The sequence below is a fragment of the Alcanivorax sp. IL3 genome, from assembly GCF_047495465.1.
Taxonomy (GTDB): domain Bacteria; phylum Pseudomonadota; class Gammaproteobacteria; order Pseudomonadales; family Alcanivoracaceae; genus Alcanivorax; species Alcanivorax jadensis.
On sequence record NZ_CP179931.1, the window covers coordinates 3,115,188 to 3,135,698 of the forward strand.

The 20,511-nt window shown below is 59.9% G+C and carries 22 protein-coding genes; 10 read left to right on the top strand and 12 right to left on the bottom strand.

Going from position 1 to position 20,511, the window contains the following annotated elements:
* The first annotated feature begins 286 nt into the window (after positions 1–286).
* The 8 genes from dctP (at position 287) to dxs (ending at position 8,535) form a co-directional block, all read left to right on the top strand.
* Positions 287–1,297, top strand: coding sequence for a TRAP transporter substrate-binding protein DctP (gene dctP, locus ACMG4M_RS14490; RefSeq protein ID WP_052042483.1), 1,011 nt, complete (start codon positions 287–289; stop codon positions 1,295–1,297).
* 181 nt (positions 1,298–1,478) lie between these two features.
* Positions 1,479–2,054, top strand: coding sequence for a TRAP transporter small permease (locus tag ACMG4M_RS14495; protein ID WP_035244967.1), 576 nt, complete (start codon positions 1,479–1,481; stop codon positions 2,052–2,054).
* 6 nt (positions 2,055–2,060) lie between these two features.
* Entirely contained in the window at positions 2,061–3,344 is a 1,284-nt protein-coding gene (locus ACMG4M_RS14500) for a TRAP transporter large permease (RefSeq protein WP_335627224.1), read from the top strand.
* 36 nt (positions 3,345–3,380) lie between these two features.
* Positions 3,381–3,821 (top strand): universal stress protein, encoded by a 441-nt coding sequence (locus ACMG4M_RS14505; RefSeq protein ID WP_035244968.1) that lies wholly within the window; start codon positions 3,381–3,383, stop codon positions 3,819–3,821.
* Positions 3,822–3,849: 28 nt separating this feature from the next.
* Positions 3,850–4,917, top strand: coding sequence for a porin (locus ACMG4M_RS14510; RefSeq protein WP_414430281.1), 1,068 nt, complete (start codon positions 3,850–3,852; stop codon positions 4,915–4,917).
* Positions 4,918–5,423: 506 nt separating this feature from the next.
* Positions 5,424–5,666 carry an exodeoxyribonuclease VII small subunit gene (locus ACMG4M_RS14515; protein WP_035244971.1) on the top strand — a complete coding sequence of 81 codons (243 nt, stop codon included), beginning with the start codon at positions 5,424–5,426 and terminating at the stop codon, positions 5,664–5,666.
* Positions 5,656–6,552: a polyprenyl synthetase family protein gene (locus ACMG4M_RS14520; RefSeq protein ID WP_035244972.1), complete on the top strand. Its 897-nt coding sequence runs from the start codon at positions 5,656–5,658 to the stop codon at positions 6,550–6,552. Before ACMG4M_RS14515 ends, ACMG4M_RS14520 begins: the two co-directional genes overlap by 11 nt.
* A 66-nt stretch (positions 6,553–6,618) precedes the next feature.
* Positions 6,619–8,535 (top strand): 1-deoxy-D-xylulose-5-phosphate synthase, encoded by a 1,917-nt coding sequence (dxs, locus tag ACMG4M_RS14525; protein WP_414430282.1) that lies wholly within the window; start codon positions 6,619–6,621, stop codon positions 8,533–8,535.
* Positions 8,536–8,688: 153 nt separating this feature from the next.
* Here dxs and ACMG4M_RS14530 read toward each other — a convergent pair whose 3' ends face one another.
* From ACMG4M_RS14530 to ACMG4M_RS14570, 9 genes are all read right to left on the bottom strand, one after another.
* Positions 8,689–9,915, bottom strand: a complete 1,227-nt coding sequence (locus ACMG4M_RS14530; protein ID WP_414430284.1) for a diguanylate cyclase domain-containing protein — start codon at positions 9,913–9,915, stop codon at positions 8,689–8,691.
* A 187-nt stretch (positions 9,916–10,102) separates the two neighbouring features.
* Complete coding sequence (locus ACMG4M_RS14535; protein ID WP_035244975.1) at positions 10,103–10,588, bottom strand: phosphatidylglycerophosphatase A; 486 nt, start codon at positions 10,586–10,588, stop codon at positions 10,103–10,105.
* Between the two features lie 70 nt (positions 10,589–10,658).
* Positions 10,659–11,612 carry a thiamine-phosphate kinase gene (thiL, locus tag ACMG4M_RS14540; RefSeq protein WP_414430285.1) on the bottom strand — a complete coding sequence of 318 codons (954 nt, stop codon included), beginning with the start codon at positions 11,610–11,612 and terminating at the stop codon, positions 10,659–10,661.
* Positions 11,613–11,652: 40 nt separating this feature from the next.
* Positions 11,653–12,105 (bottom strand): transcription antitermination factor NusB, encoded by a 453-nt coding sequence (gene nusB, locus ACMG4M_RS14545; RefSeq protein WP_272961543.1) that lies wholly within the window; start codon positions 12,103–12,105, stop codon positions 11,653–11,655.
* Positions 12,106–12,165: 60 nt separating this feature from the next.
* A complete protein-coding gene (gene ribE, locus ACMG4M_RS14550) occupies positions 12,166–12,636 on the bottom strand; it encodes a 6,7-dimethyl-8-ribityllumazine synthase (protein ID WP_035244977.1) in 471 nt (156 codons plus the stop codon).
* A 134-nt stretch (positions 12,637–12,770) separates the two neighbouring features.
* A complete protein-coding gene (ribBA, locus tag ACMG4M_RS14555; protein WP_035244978.1) occupies positions 12,771–13,880 on the bottom strand; it encodes a bifunctional 3,4-dihydroxy-2-butanone-4-phosphate synthase/GTP cyclohydrolase II in 1,110 nt (369 codons plus the stop codon).
* Between the two features lie 218 nt (positions 13,881–14,098).
* Positions 14,099–14,764 carry a riboflavin synthase gene (locus ACMG4M_RS14560; RefSeq protein WP_035244979.1) on the bottom strand — a complete coding sequence of 222 codons (666 nt, stop codon included), beginning with the start codon at positions 14,762–14,764 and terminating at the stop codon, positions 14,099–14,101.
* A 113-nt stretch (positions 14,765–14,877) separates the two neighbouring features.
* A complete protein-coding gene (gene ribD / locus ACMG4M_RS14565; RefSeq protein WP_414430286.1) occupies positions 14,878–16,008 on the bottom strand; it encodes a bifunctional diaminohydroxyphosphoribosylaminopyrimidine deaminase/5-amino-6-(5-phosphoribosylamino)uracil reductase RibD in 1,131 nt (376 codons plus the stop codon).
* A 10-nt stretch (positions 16,009–16,018) separates the two neighbouring features.
* Positions 16,019–16,987, bottom strand: a complete 969-nt coding sequence (locus tag ACMG4M_RS14570) for a LysR family transcriptional regulator (protein WP_414430287.1) — start codon at positions 16,985–16,987, stop codon at positions 16,019–16,021.
* A gap of 95 nt (positions 16,988–17,082) precedes the next feature.
* Here ACMG4M_RS14570 and ACMG4M_RS14575 point away from each other — a divergent pair, with 95 nt between their 5' ends.
* On the top strand, positions 17,083–17,289 hold the full coding sequence (locus ACMG4M_RS14575; RefSeq protein ID WP_272961546.1) for a hypothetical protein: 207 nt from the start codon (positions 17,083–17,085) through the stop codon (positions 17,287–17,289).
* Entirely contained in the window at positions 17,279–18,214 is a 936-nt protein-coding gene (locus ACMG4M_RS14580; RefSeq protein WP_414430288.1) for a sodium-dependent bicarbonate transport family permease, read from the top strand. Before ACMG4M_RS14575 ends, ACMG4M_RS14580 begins: the two co-directional genes overlap by 11 nt.
* Positions 18,215–18,297: 83 nt before the next feature.
* On the opposite strand, the gene nrdR is transcribed toward ACMG4M_RS14580, so the two are convergent.
* The 3 genes from nrdR to glyA form a co-directional block, all read right to left on the bottom strand.
* The gene (gene nrdR / locus ACMG4M_RS14585) at positions 18,298–18,768 is read right to left on the bottom strand and encodes a transcriptional regulator NrdR (RefSeq protein WP_035244983.1); all 471 of its coding nucleotides are present in this window, start codon (positions 18,766–18,768) and stop codon (positions 18,298–18,300) included.
* A gap of 58 nt (positions 18,769–18,826) precedes the next feature.
* Complete coding sequence (locus tag ACMG4M_RS14590; protein ID WP_035244984.1) at positions 18,827–19,183, bottom strand: four helix bundle protein; 357 nt, start codon at positions 19,181–19,183, stop codon at positions 18,827–18,829.
* Between the two features lie 66 nt (positions 19,184–19,249).
* Complete coding sequence (gene glyA, locus ACMG4M_RS14595; protein ID WP_035244985.1) at positions 19,250–20,506, bottom strand: serine hydroxymethyltransferase; 1,257 nt, start codon at positions 20,504–20,506, stop codon at positions 19,250–19,252.
* Between the last annotated feature and the right edge of the window lie 5 nt (positions 20,507–20,511).

The following is a 20,511-nucleotide window of genomic DNA, read 5'->3' on the forward strand; positions in this document are numbered from 1 at the left end:
GTTTTACCGTAGAAACCCGCAGCGCATCAGCACTCCTCGACAACCTGACCACACCAGAAACCGCAAAAAGACGCACTTCGGCACACCCTGCATCGGTCCACAAAACAGGTGATATTCCTGACACAAACGGGACCCGGTTTCTTGCACTTCCGGTTTTCCTTTGCCAAGGTGAACCTCAATGTTCGTGAAAAATGGAAGATTTTGCGGGCATTGTTTCACCGTCAACCAGACATGAGGGTACACAATGACCATTCGATCACTAGCAGGCGCCGCCGCGGCCACAGTGATGATGGCGTCACTGGCAGCATGTAGCGATAACGCTGAAGAGCCCGCCGCCAGCGCCGAAGCACAGGGACAGAACTGGCGCTATGCCCACGAAGAATACGAAGGTGATGTGCAGGATGTTTTCGCACACAAATTCAAGGAATACATCGAAGACAACTCGGCACACACGTTACAGATTCACCGCTTTGGTGAGCTGGGTGAATCCGATGACATCATGGAACTGACCCAGGCCGGCGTGCTGCAGTTCGTCAACCAGTCACCGGGCTTTACCGGTTCCCTGATCCCCGAGGCACAGATTTTCTTCATTCCTTACCTGCTGCCGGTGGAATCCGAAAAAGTGGTTACCTTCTTTGAGGAAAGCAAAGCCATCAACGAGATGTTCCCCAAGCTCTACGCTGAACAGGGCCTGGAACTGCTGACCATGTACCCGGAAGGGGAAGTGGTGATAACCGCCGATGAACCGGTGACGTCACCGGAAGGTTTCCAGGGCAAAAATATTCGCACCATGACCAATCCGCTGCTTTCCGAAACCTACCAGGCATTCGGTGCCACCCCGACTCCCCTGCCCTGGGGCGAAGTGTACGGTGCCCTGCAGACCAATATCATTCAGGGGCAGGAAAATCCCATTTTCTGGATCCAGTCCGGCGGACTCTACGAAGTATCGCCAAACCTGATTTTCACCGGCCATAACCAGTTCACCACGGCCATGATGGCCAACCAGGAATTCTTCAACGGCTTGTCTGAAGAAGATAAAGAACTGGTTCGCAATGCCACTGATCACGCCTTTGAACATATTGCAGGCTACGTGCCCGGTCTTGGTGAAAAAATGCTCGACAAGATTCTTGAGGACAGTGACGAGGTGACCGTGACCCGCCTGACCAAAGAACAGCGTCAGGCATTCCGGGAGCGGGCTCCGCAGGTGGAAAACCGTTTCGTGGAAATGACCGGCGAAAGCGGCGCCGAACTGCTTGAGCAGTTCAAGGCTGACCTTGAAGCCATCGAAAACGAATAACAGGCAATACCACGCCGGGGCCGAACAGCTCTGCGGTCGGTTCCCGGCGACTAATCAATTCCGGAACCCTGAATAGCAGTACAGGATTCCACGGGGTTCCCCGGCAACACCAAAATCACCACAAGCCGGGGGCGCGGATCAGGATGATCCGCTCAACCGGCAATCGCAGAAGGACGCTATCATGAACGATGGGGCGCCATCACCGCAGAAGTCCACCCTGCCAGGCTTTCTCGGCACCCTCGACAACGGCATCGCCAAAGTCGAAGCCGTTATTCTCGCTACCGGCGTCCTGCTCATGGCCATCAACACGGTGGCAAACGTGGTAGGCCGTTTCATTCTTGGCGAAAGTCTGCACTTCTCCGAAGAACTCAACCGCATCCTGATCGTCATGATCACCTTTGCCGGGCTGGGCTATGCCGCCCGACATGGCCGACATATACGCATGTCCGCCATCTATGATGTGTTCCCGACTTCGGTCCGAAGGTGGATGATGATTCTGATCAGTTTCGTCACCTCCGTGATCATGTTTTTCCTTTGCTGGTATTCGATCAGCTATATCTACTCGGTGTACAGCAGCGGCCGGGTACTGCCCACCCTGGGCTTCCCGATTTATCTGATTTATCTATGGGTGCCTGTGGGGCTCACCGTCACAGGCATTCAGTACTTCATGGCCGGGATAAAGAATATTTTCTCCCGGGACGTGTATCTGTCCACCACTGTGCTCGATGGTTACGACGAACAGGAAACGGAGATCTGACGGATGATGGCCTGGATCATGTTTCTCGTCATGTTGGTGCTTTTGCTGTTCGGGTTTCCGATGATGGTACCGCTGATTGTCGGCGCCGTGGTCGGCTTCGTGATGATGTTCGACGGTTTCGACCGCATGGATTTCTTTATCCAGCAAATGCTCGCCGGCATTCGCCCGACTGCCCTGATAGCGGTTCCCATGTTTATTCTCGCCGCAGATATCATGACTCGTGGCCAGTCAGCCAATCGTCTGGTCAACATGGTGATGGCCTTTATCGGCCATATCAAAGGAGGCCTGGCGGTCAGCACCGCCGCCTCCTGCACCCTGTTCGGGGCGGTGTCCGGCTCCACCCAGGCCACCGTGGTGGCCGTTGGCTCGCCGCTGCGCCCGCGCATGCTGGAATCCGGTTACAAGGATTCCTTTACTCTGGCGCTGATCATTAACGCCAGCGATATCGCTTTTCTGATTCCGCCCAGCATCGGGATGATTATTTACGGGGTGATTACCGGCACCTCCATCGCCGAACTGTTTATTGCCGGCATCGGCCCCGGCCTGCTTATCCTGCTGATGTTCTCCGCCTACTGTGTGACCTACGCCCATATCCAGAAGGTGCCCACCGAGCCCAAGGCAAGCTGGAACGAGCGCTTTTCCTCAGTGCGAAAAGCGCTCTGGCCACTGGGGTTTCCCGTCATCATTGTCGGCGGCATCTACGGTGGCATTTTCAGCCCGACGGAAGCGGCCGCGGCTTGTGTGCTGTATGCGGTCATTCTGGAGTTCGTGATTTTCCGATCACTCAAGGCCATGGATATCTATGCCATTGCCAAGTCCACCGGCCTGATCACCGCGGTGGTGTTTATTCTGGTGGCAGTCGGCAACGGCTTCTCCTGGATCATCTCCTTTGCCCAGATTCCGCAGACCTTGCTCGGAGCCGTGGGCATCAATGAAGCCGGACCTTTCGGCGTACTGATGGCCATTGCCGTGGCGTTCTTTATTGCCTGCATGTTTGTGGATCCCATCGTGGTAATCCTGGTTCTCACCCCCATTTTCGCGCCAGCGGTCGCCTCTGCCGGTCTTGACCCGGTGCATGTGGGGATCCTGATCACCATGATGGTGGCGGTCGGCTCGGCTACGCCACCCTTTGGTTGTGACATCTTTACTGCCATCGCCATTTTCAAACGCCCGTACTGGGAGGTGATACGAGGCACCCCACCTTTCGTCATCATGCTTCTGCTAGCCACGCTGCTGGTTATCGTGTTTCCACAGATCGCCTTGTCCCTGCGAGATCTGGTCTTCAACTAACTGGAGCGAGGAATAACTCCCCGCAAGGAGGCAGTTATGTACCAAAGGATTCTGGTTCCCGTGGATGGCTCCCAGGGCTCGCTCAAGGCCCTGGATCATGCTGCCAAGCTTCAGCAGGACAACGATGCCGAGCTGTATCTGCTCTGCGTTTTCAAACACCACAGTCTGTTCGAGGCGTCCCTGTCCATGGTTCGCCCCAACGATGTGCAGCTACCGGATGAAGCGCTGAAGGAATATGCCTCTTCCGTTGCAGAGCAGGCAAAACAGTTGGCCTCCGACGCCGGCGCCGAACAGGTGCGGGCCTTCGTCAAGGGAGGCAGACCTTCCCGGGCCATTATCCGTTTTGCCAAGGACAACAACGTGGACCTGATCGTGATGGGTTCACGGGGTACCAGTGGCGATGTGGACGGCTACTTTCTGGGCAGTGTCTCCCAGCGGGTCGCCAGCCTGTCGCACTGCCCGGTACTGATTGTCTGAATTTAAAACGAAAGAAGGGAGCTCAAGGATGAAATACCCATACACTCTGCCGCTCAGCGCGGCGCTAATCAGCGGCATGGCTGCCCTGCCTGCCAATGCGGAACTGACCGTGACCCCCTACGGTTCATTACGCATCCAGACGGAAGCGGTTTCCGTGGATGAAGCTCAACCCGGAGAGGACGACTCCTACACCGGCCTGCGCGACGCCTATTCGCGGCTCGGCGTCAACGCCAGCTATAACGACTTCGACAACGTGGATATCACTGCAACGCTGGAATTTCCGATCAACTCTGCCCGACTGCGCGCCGAGGACCCGACCTTCTTTCATGAACTCTATAAAGAAGACAACAACAGCATGCCCCGGGTGGCGACGATTTCTGCGGCCCATGATCAGTTCGGCAGTGTGACGGTGGGCACCCAGTGGCTGGCTTACTACAACAACGTGGCCTACCCGGTGGATTTTTTCAGTTCGTTCTACTCCGGTTATGCCACCCAGGCCGCCTTCCGCCGCGACGCCCTGACCTATACCTCGCCGAGTATGGCCGGGATCACCGCCACGGTATCCGGGGTGGACATGACTGACGAAGCCGGCACCAGCTATCTGGATACCATGCAATATGCCTTGTCCTGGTCAGTGGACAACCTGACCCTGGCGGCGGCCTATCAGGACACCGAACAGGACTCCGGTGACCGCCCGGATCAGGTCGGCGCTTCAGCCACCTACACCACCGGGCCCTGGCGTTTTGCGGCCAAGGTGGAACAACTGCTTTCCCACAGCAGCGTCACCGTGGATGAGGATCCCGTCACCTACAACCTGTACGGCTCCTACACCTGGAACAAGTACACCTTCAAAGCCATGTATGCCCAGGGGGAAGAGAGCGACGGAGAAGGAGAAGCCTTTTTCCAGGGGGATTCCGCCCATGTGGGCGTGGACTACCAGCATACCGAGGCGCTCAAGTTCTTCGCCGAATACTTCTATGAGGAGCTGGGCTACGCCATCTACACCCCCAACTCGGACAGCTTCAACCCGCTGGCTGGCTACCAGGTACAAAGTGACGGACAGGTCTTCACGGTGGGGCTGCGCTACGATTTCTGAAGGCGACAGTACGCCTTAGTGCAGCTTGAAACGAAACAGGCCGCGCCCAGCCAGGGCGCGGCCTGTTTCATTATTTAACCCTTGAGCCTTTCGCGTTGTTGCCGCGTCGATAGGATCCCCGCCGGGGACGCAGACTAAACGCCATAGCTTAGGAGATCAGAGGAAGAAGCTGCCTGCGACCCCCGGTGGGCCTTTCACTATAAGCAGGCCACCGCCAGCACCGGAACCCCCTGTTTAGAACCATTTGGAATCAATTCTCCCCGGCTTCTAAAAGCCCATTTTTACCCTTTCATTATCAGCCACTTGCGACCCATCAAAAAAATCGAACAATGGCGCCTCAAGGCCCCACAGACGGTCAGATAGCAATTGATTCACCACCGCCTGTGCATTACTGTTCCCGCCAAATACACCGGCCCAGACCGCCCAAATCGCCTTTCCGACTGCTATCATCACACCTGTGCATGGTTTAGCGCGTTTTGGTGACATACTCAGGCTAGGAGAAACACATGGCAAAGCAGGCAGCCCCCGCGCTGGAAACCTCACTGGACAATCTTGAATCCCTGGTGGAACGGATGGAATCTGGTGACCTGACCCTGGAAGAGTCCCTGAAAGCCTTTGAAGAAGGGGTTCGCCTTTCCCGGGAGTGCCAACAGGCCCTGCAACAGGCCGAGCAGAAGGTACGTATTCTGCTGGAGCAGAACACTGACGCCGAGCCGGCTCCTTTTGCCGGTGAAGACAATGGCCAGTAACTTCCCCGCCCTGGACCAGCTCGGCGAGACCAGCCGGGCCCGTCTGGAGCAGGCACTGGCCACCTTCGTGCCCGCCGCCAGTGCCGCACCACGACTGAGCCAGGCCATGCGCTATGCGGCCCTCAGCGGCGGCAAGCGTATCCGCCCACTGCTGGTTTACGGTGCCGCCCAGCTGGCCGGGGCCGAACCGGCCAAAGCCGATGTGCCCGCCGCCGCCGTGGAACTGATTCATGCCTATTCGCTGGTCCACGACGACCTGCCCGCCATGGATGATGACGACCTGCGCCGGGGCCAGCCCACCTGCCACAAGGCTTTCGACGAGGCCACCGCCATCTTGGCCGGCGACACCCTGCATACCCGTGCTTTCGAATTGCTCGCCAACAGCGGCCATTACCGCGCAGAAACCCGCATCGCCATGATCCAGCACCTTTGCCTGGCCGCCGGCGTGGACGGCATGGCCGCCGGGCAGATGCAGGACATGCTCGCCCAGGGCCAGCAGCAGACTGTCGCGGCACTGGAAGAAATGCATTATCTGAAGACCGGCCGGCTGATCACTGCCAGCCTGCAACTGGGCTATTTCGCCGCGGAAGTGGATGCCACTGCGCTGATCAACGACCTGAACCGGTTTGGCGATGCCATCGGCCTGGCCTTCCAGATACAGGACGATATTCTCGATATCACCGCCGGCACCGAACAGCTGGGCAAACCCTCCGGCTCCGACCAGAAACTGCAGAAAAGCACCTTCCCTTCCTTGCTAGGCCTGGAGCAGAGCCAACAGCGGGCCCGGGAGCTCTGCCAACAGGCCCAACAGACCCTGGCGGACTACGGAGAACGCGCCCAACCACTGCAACAATTGGCGCAATACATCATCTCCCGCGATCACTGACGCCTGACGCCTGCTGAAGGTATACTAGGGTCTCATTTCGCCGTGCATTTCAGGCTGCATACCTCTATGCCCAAGACATTTACGCAAATCCCGCTGACTCGCCCGGCCACTCCGCTGCTGGACATGCTGACCAGTCCCGCCGAGTTACGAAGGCTGCCAGCCACCCGGCTGGAACAGGTGGTGGACGAACTGCGTGAATACCTGCTCTACGCAGTGGGCCAATGTGGTGGCCACTTCGGCGCCGGTCTGGGTGTGGTGGAGCTGACCGTAGCTCTCCACTATCTGTACAACACCCCTGACGACCGGCTGGTGTGGGATGTGGGCCACCAGTGCTACCCGCACAAGATTCTCACCGGCCGCCGTGAAGGCATCACCAGTATCCGCCAGCAGGATGGCCTGTCCGGATTTCCCAAGCGCAGCGAGTCCGAGTACGACACCTTCGGTGTAGGCCACTCGTCCACGTCCATCAGCGCGGCCCTGGGCATGGCCCTGGGCGCGGAAATGGCAGGCAGTGACCGGCGTGCGGTGGCCATCATCGGCGACGGCGCCATGACCGCCGGCCAGGCCTTCGAGGCCATGAGCCACGCCGCCCACACCCGCTCCAACTTGCTGGTGATTCTCAACGACAACAACATGTCGATTTCCCACAACGTGGGTGGCCTGTCCAACTACTTCGCGCGCATCTGGGCCAGCAAGAGCTATATCGCCCTGCGCGAAGGCGGCAAGAAGGTGCTCTCCACCATGCCGGCAGCCTGGGATTTTATCCGCCGCACTGAAGAAAGCATGAAAAACATGGTGAGCCCGGACATGCTGTTCGAGGCCATCGGCTTCAACTACATCGGCCCCATCGACGGCCACAATGTGGACGAGCTGGTGCGCACCCTGGGCAACATGCGTGCCCTGGAAGGCCCGCAGTTACTGCATGTCTACACCACCAAGGGCAAGGGCTTCGCCCCCGCCGAAGCGGACCCGGTGGGCTACCATGCCATCAACAAGATCGAACCCAAACCCAAGGTACAGGTGGCCGTCCCCAGCCAGCCGAAGAAACCCAAGTATCAGGACATCTTTGGCCAGTGGCTGTGCGACATGGCCGAGCAAGACAAGCGCCTGGTGGGCATTACCCCGGCCATGTGCGAAGGCTCCGGCATGGTGGCGTTCAGCCAGCGCTTCCCGGATCGCTTCCATGACGTGGCCATCTGTGAACAGCACGCGGTGACCCTGGCCGGTGGCCTGGCCTGTGAAAACCAGAAACCGGTGGTGGCGATCTACTCCACCTTCCTGCAGCGCGGCTACGACCAGCTGATTCATGACGTGGCCCTGCAGGATCTGGATGTGACCTTCGGCCTGGACCGGGCCGGCCTGGTCGGCGAAGACGGCGCCACCCATGGCGGCGTGTTTGATCTGGCTTACCTGCGCACCGTGCCCAACATGATCATCGCCGCCCCCTCCGACGAGAACGAGTGTCGGCAGTTACTATACAGCGCCTACCAGCACGAAGGTCCGGCGGCGGTGCGCTACCCGCGCGGCACCGGGCCCGGCGTAGCAATTGAAAAGGCCATGGAAGCCCTGCCCATCGGCCAGGCGCGTACTCTCCGTGACGGTCAGCAGGTGGCGATCCTGGCTTTCGGCGCCCTCACCCCGGCAGCGCAGGAAGCGGGCAAGGCCCTCAATGCCACCGTGCTGGATATGCGCTGGGTGAAGCCGCTGGATCGTGACGCCATCCTCCAGGCTGTCGCCAGTCACACCCTGCTGGTGACCGTGGAAGACCACCAGCGTATGGGCGGCGCCGGCTCGGCGGTGAACGAACTGCTTCACGAGGAAGGCCTGCTGGTGGATGTGCTCAACCTGGCTCTACCGGACCACTTCATCCACCACGGCAAACGGGATGTGCTGCTGGCCGAGGCCGGACTGGATGCCCAGGGTATCGAGGCGCAAATCCGCACCCGCCTCAGCGAACAACAACGCCTGCGCGAAGCACGCTGAACAGCGAACCGTTTTTACCACAGAGGACACAGGGCTCACTGAGGAAAAACTTTTCGGGATTTTCTCTGAAAGCTCTGTGTCCTCTGTGGTGAAAATCGGGTTTGAGATCTTGTGGGTGGACCTGCCCCACCCAGCAGGCATTCTGCGTGAGCCCTACAACCCCTTGTCATCCTTGACCAGCCGCACTCTGGGTGGCGGCTCATACAGTCGCCAGGTGTCCCGGCCACTTTGTTTCGCCTGGTACAGGGCACGGTCCGCCGCATCCAGCAAGGCCCTTGCGGTCTGTTTCGGGCCGGGGGTCAATACGGCTACGCCCACACTGACGGTGACTTCGCCGGTGTCGGGATTGCAGGAATGCGGCATTGCCAGAGCGCGTATCGAGCGACATATCCGGGAAGCCAGTTGTTTTGCCTCGGTGTCCGCAATGCCGGGATAGAGCAACACGAATTCTTCACCACCGAAGCGCGCCACCACGTCGCCGCCCCGCCGCCCGTAACGCCGTAATTCACTGGATAGCTGCTGCAGACAGCGGTCACCCTGCAGGTGTCCGTAATGGTCGTTGTAGGCTTTGAAGCAGTCCACATCCACCAGCATGATAGTCAGCGGTTGCTGCTCACGCTGGCAGCGCCGCCATTCCCGATCCAGGGCCTCATCAAAGGAGCGCCGGTTGGCAAGCCCGGTAAGACTGTCCTCGCGACTGAGCCGATGCAGCCGTTCCGCCAGAGCCTGGGTGCGTTGCTGCTGGCGCAGCAATTGCCGCTGGTTGAAAAACAGCTGGCGATCTCGCACTTCTGAGGTATAGCACAGGAACATGCCCAGCAGACTCACCCCGGTATAGGTACGGTGAGCCACCTGCCAGTCCACCCCGTGACCGAAGCGCTCAGACAGCCACCAGCCCAGCAACCCGCCACCCCAACAGGCCGCTACCGCCACCGGGAAGCGCAGCCCCACCATGGCATAGACAATTACCAACGCATAGATCACCGACACATGGGCCAGCTGGACGGAAACCGACCCATCGATAAAACCGGGAATGGCCATGGACACCGCCACCGCCAGAAAGCTACCCAGCCCCGCGTACCAGGGAAAATAACGATTCAGGGCGGACACCTGGGCCAGGCCGCCGGCCACCAGCACGATAACCCCCACCCAGATATAGGTCGCCAGCCAGCGGCCACGTACCGCTTCCGGCGCCAACGCATAGATACCGGTGATCAGGAGGAGATAAAGCAGAAGAATATAAAAGGCATTGACCCGGAAACCTTCCACGGCTTCCCGGCACTGATATTCACGGTATTCGGTTTCCAGGCGCCGGGGAAAGCGTAACCAGCGCACCCCCGGCACCACCACCCGCCTGGAACGGGGATCGGTATCCGACATGGCAAATCCCTGCCTGCGGTTGATCAGTTATTATCCATTCAGGCTAAGGGCTAAGCCGGCGTGGCGCCATCCTTTTCGTGCCAGCGGTAGTGACAAAACGATATTAGGGCAATTCAGATCAATGCAACAAACCTCTTGGACAGCCCTGTGGCCACAGCCCCTAGTGGCGACGCTTCCTGGCGATTACTCAGGTAAACCACTGCGGCAGAAAAATAATCAGCAACTGTACCACCACTGCCGCATACACCCCGGCCAGCAGGTCGTCCACCATGATACCCAGCCCGCCTTCCACGCGACGGTCCAGCCAGCCGATGGGCCAGGGCTTGATAATGTCGAACACCCGGAAAGCCACAAACCCGGCCAGCGCCCCCCACCAGGTCACCGGCACTGCAATCATGGTGATCAACAGACCGGCGATTTCATCCCAGACAATGCCAGGGTGATCGTGCACATTCATGTCGTGGGAGGTTTTCCCACACAGGAACGGGCCCACCGCGATCACCAGCGCCGTCACCAGCAGATAGCCCCACATCGGCAACTGGGCACACAACCACCAGATCGGCATGGCCGCCACCGTGCCGAAAGTCCCTGGCGCAATGGGCGCCAGGCCTGAGCCAAAGCCGAAGGCAAGAAAGTGGACCGGGTTTGTCATCTTCGGGCGTTTCAGTTCCATCGACATCTCTCGCTTGTACGCAACACGCAACATGCTTCACCCATCATGCCGACAAGCCCGTGTGCGTTACTCAAAAATGTTGCCAGCCAGTGGCGTGCAACGTCGTTATTGTTCCGTCCTGGCCTGCCAGTCGCAGGCCCGCCTGCCGCTCCACCGTGCCCAGACAATAGCAGCCCGGCGGCAGGCTTTCCTGCGCTGGCAGGGTAAAAAGTAGCAGGTAATCATCGCCGCCCTGGAGCTGCAGCCTACGTTGCTCTGCATCGCTGCAACCGGCAAGCACAGCATTGCCCAGCGGCAAGGCGTCTTCCTGCAAACAGGCCCCCAAACTACCGGATGCGGCCAGAATATGGCCCAGGTCCGCCAGCACCCCGTCGGAGATATCGATGCAGGCCGTGGCACGTCCCCGCAGCGCCTGCCCCAGGCTGAGTTGTGGAGACGGACGTCGGAAGTGATCGATGGCGACACCGCTGCGCATTCCTTGCTGCCATTGCTGTAAACCCAGCAGGCCTGCGCCGGTGACACCGCCCACACAGATTTGATCGCCCGCCTGCGCGCCATCACGGCGCAGGGCCTGCCCCGGCGGCACTGCCCCGGTGGCCTGAATGGAGACGGACAGCGGGCCCCGGGTCACGTCGCCCCCCACCAGGGAGATGCCGGCCTGGTCGGCCAGGGTAAACATGCCATCGGCAAAGCCTGACAGCCAGGCTTCATCCACGTTGGGCAGGGTCAGCGAGAGCAGAAACCAGAGGGGGTCGGCGCCCATGGCCGCCAGGTCGGACAGATTCACCGCCAGGCAGCGGTAGCCCACATCAGCGGCATCCATGTCGTCAGGAAAATGGCGCCCGGCCAGGCTTGTGTCCTGGGTCATCACCAGTTGCTGACCGGCGGGGGGAGTCAGAATCGCCGCATCGTCACCGGGGCCAAGCACCACGCCGGCATCCGGACCGTGGTGACCATGGCGATGAAAGTAACGCCGAATCAGGGAAAATTCATCCAGCGTCTGCAGCGTCGAGGTGTCTGTCATGGGAGAAGCATAGCGCGCAGAGAGCCCTGCGCGCACCCGCTCAATCTCGGAAAGGACGTTCTGCGGCTTCCTGGTAACGCAGCTTGCGCGCCAGCTTGTCGAGCACGCCGTTGACGTACTTGAAGGAATCGTCGGCACCGAACACCTTGGCCAGTTCGATGCCTTCGTTGATCACCACCCGATAGGGCACATCCAGGCGCTCTTTCAGCTCGTAGGCGCCGAGGCGCAGGATCGCTTTCTCGATCTGGGACAGTTCTTCTACCCGACGATCCAGATAGGGCGTCAGCAGCTCGTCGAGCTCTTTCACCTGGGCCGGCACCCCGTGCAGCAGGTCATGGAAATACTCGCGATCTGCCTTGGCAAAATCCTGGTTAGCCAGGAACTGGGCTTCGATGTCGCTCACGGCGGCACCCGCCAGCTGCCACTGATACAGGGCCTGCATGGTGAATCGGCGCGCCTTGCGGCGGGCACTGGGTGTGGAAGGATTGTTCATGCTGCCTCAACGTCAGGAAGTGGTGCGGGACGCCTGCGCCCCGCGCCGCGTCCCGAATAATTACAGTGCCTTAAACAGGGAGACCATTTCCAGCGCGCTCATGGCCGCTTCGGCACCCTTGTTGCCAGCCTTGGTGCCGGAACGTTCGATGGCCTGTTCAATGGTGTCCACGGTCAACACACCGAAGACCACCGGTACGCCTGTGGCGTTCTGGACAGCGGCAATGCCTTTGGCTGCTTCGCCGGCCACATATTCGAAGTGGGCGGTGCCACCGCGAATCACCGCACCCAGGGTGATCACTGCATCGTAATCGCGCTTTTCGATGACCTTCTTCACTGCCACCGGCATCTCCCAGGCACCGGGGACACGGATGATCTCGATATCATCAGGGCTGACACCGTGACGGACCAGCGCATCCACCGCGCCTTCCAGCAGGGCTTCCACCACAAAGCTGTTGAAACGTGCAACGACGATACCGTAACGACCGCCCACATTGTTCAGAGTGCCTTCCAGGGTTTTGATGTTTTGCATGCTTGCCTTCCTGTCAGTGCCGGTGGCTCACGGCGACCGACTCAGTATTTAACTTGCAGTCGGACGTCGAAAGTCGGACGTCTGACGCTCTTGAAATTGTCGTCCGACGCCAAACTTCAGACGTCCGACTTATCTCAACTATCTGCTTCAACATACTCGGTGATTTCCAGATCGAAACCACTGAGCGCATTGAACTTCATCGGCGAGCTGAGCAGGCGCATCTTGCGCACCCCCAGGGCCTTGAGAATCTGGGAGCCGGTACCGATGTTGCGGTAGGCACGGGATTCCCCTTTGGGTTTGCTGGCAGTGCCGCCGAAGAAGGCTTCCAGCCGCTCCACGGTATCCTGGGATTCATAATCCTGACCCAGAATAATCACCACGCCGGCATCCGCCTGGGAGACAGATTCCAGAACGCGATGCATGTTCCAGCCGGTGCGGCCATTCATCTTGGCGCTCATCAGATCTCGCAGCGGATCCACCTGATGCACCCGAACGGTCACTTCCTTGTCTTCGCTGATCTCACCTTTGACCAGGGCCACATGGGTCAGGCCATCCACGGTGTCGCGGAAGGCGACCAGACGGAAATCACCGTACCAGGTATCCAGGGTGTTATCGGACATCAGCTCGATGGTTTTCTCGTTGAGCGCACGATACTGAATCAGATCGGCAATGGTGCCAATCTTCAGCTCGTGCTCCTTGGCGAACACTTCCAGGTCTTCGCGGCGGGCCATGGAGCCATCGTCGTTCATCACCTCACAGATCACCCCGGCGGACTCGCAACCGGCCAGCATGGCCAGATCACAGGATGCCTCGGTATGACCGGCACGCCGCAGCACGCCACCGGGCTCGGCCATTAACGGGAAAATGTGGCCAGGCTGGACGATGTCATAGGCGCGGGCATTGCGGGCCACGGCGGCCTGCACCGTGCGGGCACGATCGGCAGCGGAAATCCCGGTGGTCACCCCTTCACGGGCCTCGATGGAGACAGTGAACTTGGTACCAAAACCACTGCCGTTGCTCTGTACCATCAACGGCAGTTCCAGCAGCTCACAGCGCTCGCGAGACATGGGCATACAGATCAGGCCACGGCCGTAGCGGGCCATGAAATTGATTGCCTCGGCGGTGACATGCTCGGCGGCCATCACCAGATCGCCCTCGTTTTCCCGGTCTTCATCATCCATCAGGACAACCATCTTGCCCTGGCGAATATCTTCGATCAGTTCTTCAATACTGTTGAGCTGCATAGTGGTACTCGACCTATTTAGCGTGGAAGCAAACGGCACTTCCTCTGCATTTTTCACCGGTGATGAGCTGCAAGCTACAAGCCGCAAGCTACAAGGAAAACCAGTGCGAACCCTGTCTTTCCGGTACGCCGCGATGTTGGCGCACTCCAGCCTGCAATTGATGGCAACCCGCTTTTATCGCGTTGAAGCTTGTCACTTGCGGCTTGTTACTGGCGGCTTCAGCCGCCTTTCAAAAACCCGTTTTCGGCCAGAAATGCCATAGAGATACCTTCCGCATTCGGCTCGGCGGCCTTGTCGCCCAGCAACAGGCGCTCCAGATAGCGGGCGATTATATCAACTTCCAGGTTCACTGGCGTCCCCACCTTCCATTGACCAATGGTGGTGACATCCTGGGTATGGGGGATGATGTTCAGGGAAAAGACCGCACCGTCCACGCTGTTCACCGTCAGGCTGATGCCATCCACGGTGATCGAGCCCTTGTGGGCGATGTAGCGGGCCAGCTCCGCCGGCGCTTCGATATCGATGCGTACCGAGCGGGCATCCTGCTTCATCTGCACGATCTTGCCCAGGCCATCCACGTGACCACTGACCAGATGACCGCCCAGCCGGGTGGTCGGCGTCAGGGCCTTTTCCAGGTTTACCTGGCTTCCCACGGCAATCTGCTTGAGTGACGTCAGCGACAGGGTTTCCCCGGATACATCCGCCTCGAAGGCACCACCGGGCAGGGCCGTGGCCGTCAGGCAGACGCCGTTGACGGCGATGGAATCACCCAGCTGCACATCGGAAAAGTCCAGCGCGTCGCTCTTGATCAACAAGGTCACGTCGCCCCCCTTCGGGGTCATGGCCGCGACCTGGCCCATGGCTTCAATAATGCCGGTAAACATGGAAAACCTCGTTATTTCAGGCTGTAGGAGCGGCGCTTGAGCCGCGAAGCCAACTGCGGGAACCTTGCCGAAGCGCTTCGCGGCTCAAGCGCCGCTCCTACGGCGAAATTCCATCACGCCGGAACCAGCGTCAGCCGCAGGTCATTACCCACCTGCCGCACGTCCTGCCACTGCAGCGACACCTTCTCGCTCATGCTGGCCAGTTGCGGCAACCCCAGCAATGGACGGGCCGATGAGCCCAGCAGGGCCGGCGCCATATAGACGATCAACTCGTCAAACAGCCCCTCGCGAACGAAGGCCCCGGCCAGCGTGGCGCCACATTCTACCAGTACTTCGTTGCATTCGCGCCGGTTCAGTTCGATCAGTAACTGTTGCAGGTCGATCCCGGACCCGGAGGCGGGCAGCAGCATCACCTCGGCACCGGCGGACTCCAGCGCATTCTGCCGCCCCGGGTGCTGCTCCCCGGCTACCAGCAGGCAATGCCCCGGGGCGCTGACTACCGGCACACCCGGCGGGGTTTGCAGGGTACGATCGAGGATCACCCGCAAGGGCTGGCGCACGCGGTCACTGCCCCCAGAGTGTTGCTGATAGTCAGTCAGGGCCCACTGCTGCGGGCGAACCGTGTAGGAAGGCCGGTCCGCCAGCACGGTGCCGACACCGGTAATCACCGCAGAGCTGCGGGCACGCAGGCGCTGCACATCCTCGCGAGCCGCAGGGCCTGTAATCCACTGGGATTCGCCGCTGGCCATGGCCGTGCGACCATCCACACTGGCGGCAATCTTGATGCGCAGGTAGGGCCGCTGGCGTGTCATACGCGAGATAAAGCCGGGATTCAGCGCCCGTGCGTCGGCTTCCAGCAAGCCGGACGCGGTTTCAATACCCGCTGCCGCCAGCGTTTGCATGCCATTACCGGCTACCTGGGGATTCGGGTCTTCCATGGCCACCACTACCCTGGCCACCCCGGCGGCCACCAGCGCATCCGCGCAGGGCCCGGTACGGCCGGTGTGGGAACAGGGCTCCAGAGTCACATAGGCAGTGGCCCCGAGAGCCCGATCACCCGCTTCCGCCATGGCATGACGCTCCGCATGGGGCTCGCCGGCACGGGCATGAAACCCTTCCCCGACAATCTCGCCATCGCGCACCAGCACGCACCCCACCCGCGGGTTGGGGTCGGTGGTGTAGAGCCCCTGCTCTGCCAGCTGCAGGGCACGGGCCATATATTGATGATCCAGACGCGTAAACATGGCTGGCATTCTACTGGATGCCGGCGTCCGGTGCCGCAACAAAGCGATCTGCATCCTCGACAAAATCCGCCAGCACCGCTTTGCCCTCGTTCGCCATGAACTGCTGGAACGCCTGCGCCACGATAGAGAGTTTTTTCCCGGAAGGCCGCACCAGGTACCACTGGGTCACAATGGGAAGGCCGACCACCTTCAGCGGCGCCAGCCCCACCCAACCGCCCAGATTGAGGGTATGGGCGGAGAGAATGGAAATACCCAGCCCGGCCATCACCGAATGGCGGATGGCTTCATTGCTTTCCACGGTCATCTTCACATTCAGCTGTTTGCCCTGCTGCTGCAGATAATGCTCGATGGCGTGACGGGTACCGGAACCAGGTTCGCGCATCAGAAAGGGCTCGCTGGCGATGTCATCCAGGGTCAGATGGTTACGGCGAGCCAGCGGATGGTTTTCCGCGGCAATGGCCACCAGCGGATTATCCAGGAAGGCGCTGGAGATCAGCGGGCGCCCACCGGGAACATGACTGAAGACACAGAAATCATCCAGCCCCTGCTCCAGCCGCTCGATAATCTGCTCACGGTTGCCCACATGGAAAGACACTTCCACGCCGGGATAGAGGGCACAGAAGGGCCCGAGTAGATGGGGCACGAAATACTTGGCCGTGGTGACCACCGCCAGGCGCAGTGTCCCGGCCTTGAGTCCGCGCAGGTCCGCCAGGGTCATGTCCAGATGCTCGAACTCCTCCATAACCCGACGGGCACTGGCCACTGCCGCCAGCCCCGCATCGGTAAAGCGTAATTTGCGACCCTGTTGCTGGTAGAGCGGCATGCCCATGGCACCAACCAGTTTGCGCAACTGCATGGATACTGTGGGCTGCGTCAGATGCAGCGTTTCCGCCGCCCCGGTCACGGTACCCGCCTCATGCACTGCCAGCAGGATTTCCAGTTGTCTGAGGGTACCCACGCGGGCATGTAACCGGCTCATGATTAGACCTTTATCTATATCAAACCTAGATAGTATCTATTTTTATCTAATCTTTCTCTCTCTGATAATGGCCTCCGATTTCACCCGGAGGTCCCATGCCACAACATACCCGACAGCGTTTTTTCATTCTCTTCGTTGCCCTGATCAACCTTGGCCTGGCCACGGCCCTCATCGCCAACGGGCACGCCGGCATTCCACTGGGGGTAATCGGCATCGCCTTGCTGCCCCTGGCATGGCTGGCAGGGCGCAACCCGGCCGTCGCCACCGGTGATCAGCAAGGCGGGGATAGCTATGCAGCTTGATGCGGTAGTGCTTTTCTTCGTGCTGGGGCTGGCCGCCGGCATATTGAAGGTTCGTCTTCCCTTTCCCGGCGGCCTTTATCAGACCCTGACCCTGTTTCTGCTACTGGCCATCGGCCTGAAGGGCGGCGCCGCCCTGGCGGAACATGCCAGCCTGCGAATCGTCCAGGAATCGTTACTGGTGGTGGGGTTCGGCGTGGTTCTGCCATTACTGGCCTTCCCGCTGCTACGCTATGTGGGCGGCCTGAACAGGGTCAACGCGGCCGCCATTGCCGCCCATTACGGCAGCGTCAGTGTGGCCACCTACGCTGTCGCCGTGGCAGTGCTGGATGCCGCTGGCGTGGCCTACGAGCCCTACTTCCCGCTGTTTGTGGTACTGCTGGAGATTCCCGCCATCATCGTCGGCCTGGTGCTGGCAAAGGGGCTGTCTGCCGGCCTGGCCAGCCGCCAGCTTGCCCATGAAACCCTGCTCAGCCCGGGGATCGTGTTGATGGTGGGCGGCCTGCTGATCGGTGCCTTCGCCGGCGATAGCCTGACCAAGATTTCCCCCTTCTTCATGGACCTGTTCCAGGGCGCCCTGGCGCTGTTCCTGCTGAAGATGGGGCTGATTACCACGGAACAGCTGGGCGCCCTCAAGCAAGACGGCCCGTTCCTGACCGCCTTCGGCATCTTCATGCCGCTGCTGGCCGGCGGACTTGGCGCCCTGCTGGGCCAGGGGCTCGGCCTGTCGGTGGGCGGCATCACCCTGCTGGCCGTCCTGGGCGCCAGCGCGTCCTACATCGCGGTGCCCGCAGCCATGCGCGTCGCCCTGCCCCAGGCGAACGCCACCCTGTCCATGGCCGCGTCACTGGGCATTACCTTTCCGTTCAATGTGCTGGCAGGTATCCCGCTGTATCTGCTGCTTGCTCAATGGCTGCATGGCAGCTGAGCTTCGCTCGCAACACAACGAAAAAAGCCACCGGTCACGCCCTGTGACCGGTGGCTTTTTCGATGCTCAACCTGACGAAAAGACTAGTCGTCTTTCTTGTCACTTCTTCCGCGCAGGCGATCTACTTCTGCGGAAAACTCGGAGATATCCTGGAAGCTGCGATACACGGACGCGAAACGCACATAGGCCACATCGTCCAGTTGCTGCAACTCTTCCATCACGAACTCACCCAGCTCCCGGGCCGGCAACTCACGTTCCCCAGTGGCGCGCAAGCGGTGACAGACACGACTGATCGCCGCCTCCAGATCCTCCATGCTCACCGGCCGCTTCTCCAGCGCCCGCAACATCCCGGCCCGCAACTTGGCTTCGTCAAACGGCTGACGGGTGCCATCGGACTTCACCAGCCGCGGCATCACCAGCTCCGCCGTTTCAAAGGTGGTAAAGCGTTCGTTACAGCTAAGACACTCACGCCGACGACGCACCTGCCCGCCATCCGCGACCAGACGCGAGTCGATCACTTTGGTGTCTTGGGCGCTACAGAACGGGCAATACATGGAAACCCCAGTTGACAGTTGATAGTTGACAATTGACAGCTAAAACCTTGAAACCCGTTTATCGGCGCGTTTTGGTGGTTTTGATAATTGCCGTCAATATCTTTACTAGCTCTTTGGCGTCAGCCATAACTGACTGACCAGACGAAGGCTCCAAATAGCCGGACTCCGTCAATAACTCCAGCCAATATTCCGTTTCATTAGCCTCTTTGAGAGCGATAGACAGCTTATGCACGAAGTCTGCACGACTCTCAGCCTGCTCAGCTTCCCTGACCAAGGCTCCAATTGCTGTTCCACTGCGCAGCAATTGCTTACTTAATATGAATTCTCGCTTCTGCTCTTGTAGATACTGATAAACCTTTATCATCCGCAAAGCAAAAGCGCGGGATTTCTCCCGCGCTGCATACCTCGTCGTCATCCGTGACCCTACGTATTTGTTCGCTTTTCGCTGTCAACTATCCACTGTCAACTGTCAACTCATCTTCTAGCGCTCATACACCGGCAACCGCGCACAAATCTCCTTCACCTTGCCCTTCACGGTCTCGATCACAGACTCATCGCCCATGTTATCGAGGATGTCGCAAATCCAGCCGGCCAGTTCCTTGGCGTCGGCTTCATCGAAACCACGACGAGTGATGGACGGGGAGCCGATGCGCAGGCCGGAGGTAACGAACGGGGAACGCGGGTCGTTGGGGACGGCGTTCTTGTTCACTGTGATGTTGGCGCTACCCAGGGCGGCATCCGCATCTTTACCGGTGATGTCCTGCTTGATCAGGCTGAGCAGGAACAGGTGGTTTTCGGTGCCGTTGGAAACCACATCAAAGCCACGCTCGATGAACACGCTGGCCATGGCCTGGGCGTTCTTCACTACCTGCTGCTGGTAGCCTTTGAAATCAGCCTGCATGGCTTCCTTGAAGCAGATCGCCTTGGCGGCAATCACGTGCTCCAGCGGGCCACCCTGGCCACCGGGGAATACCGCGGAGTTGATCTTCTTCTGAATCGCTTCGTTGGCCTTACCCATGATCAGACCGCCACGGGGACCACCCAGCGTCTTGTGGGTAGTGGTGGTGGTGATGTCAGCAATGCCCACCGGGCTCGGGTAGACACCCGCAGCAACCAGGCCGGCCACGTGGGCCATGTCCACCAGCAGGATGGCACCCACTTCGTCGGCGATGTCGCGGAAACGCTGCCAATCCACCACTTGGGAATAGGCAGAGAAGCCGGCCACAATCATTTTCGGCTTGTGCTCACGAGCCAGGGCTTCCACCTGCTCGTAGTCGATCAGACCGGTGTCGTTGTTCAGGCCGTACTGCACCGCGTTGTAGGTCTTGCCAGAGAAGTTGGGCTTGGCACCGTGGGTCAGGTGACCGCCGGCGTCCAGGCTCATGCCCAGCACGGTGTCGCCCGGCTGCAGCATGGCCATGTAGACCGCACCGTTGGCCTGGGAACCGGAATGCGGCTGTACGTTGGCCCAATCGGCGCCAAACAGTTCACAGGCCCGGTCGATGGCCAGCTGCTCGACCACATCCACATTCTCGCAACCGCCGTAATAGCGCTTGCCCGGGTAGCCTTCCGCGTATTTGTTGGTCAGCACGGACCCCTGGGCTTCCATGACCCGTGGAGACGCGTAGTTTTCAGAGGCAATCAGCTCGATATGCTCTTCCTGGCGAACTTCCTCGGCCTCAATGGCCGCCTGGATTTCCGGATCGAACTCGGCGATGGACATGGATTTCGGGAACATGGGCT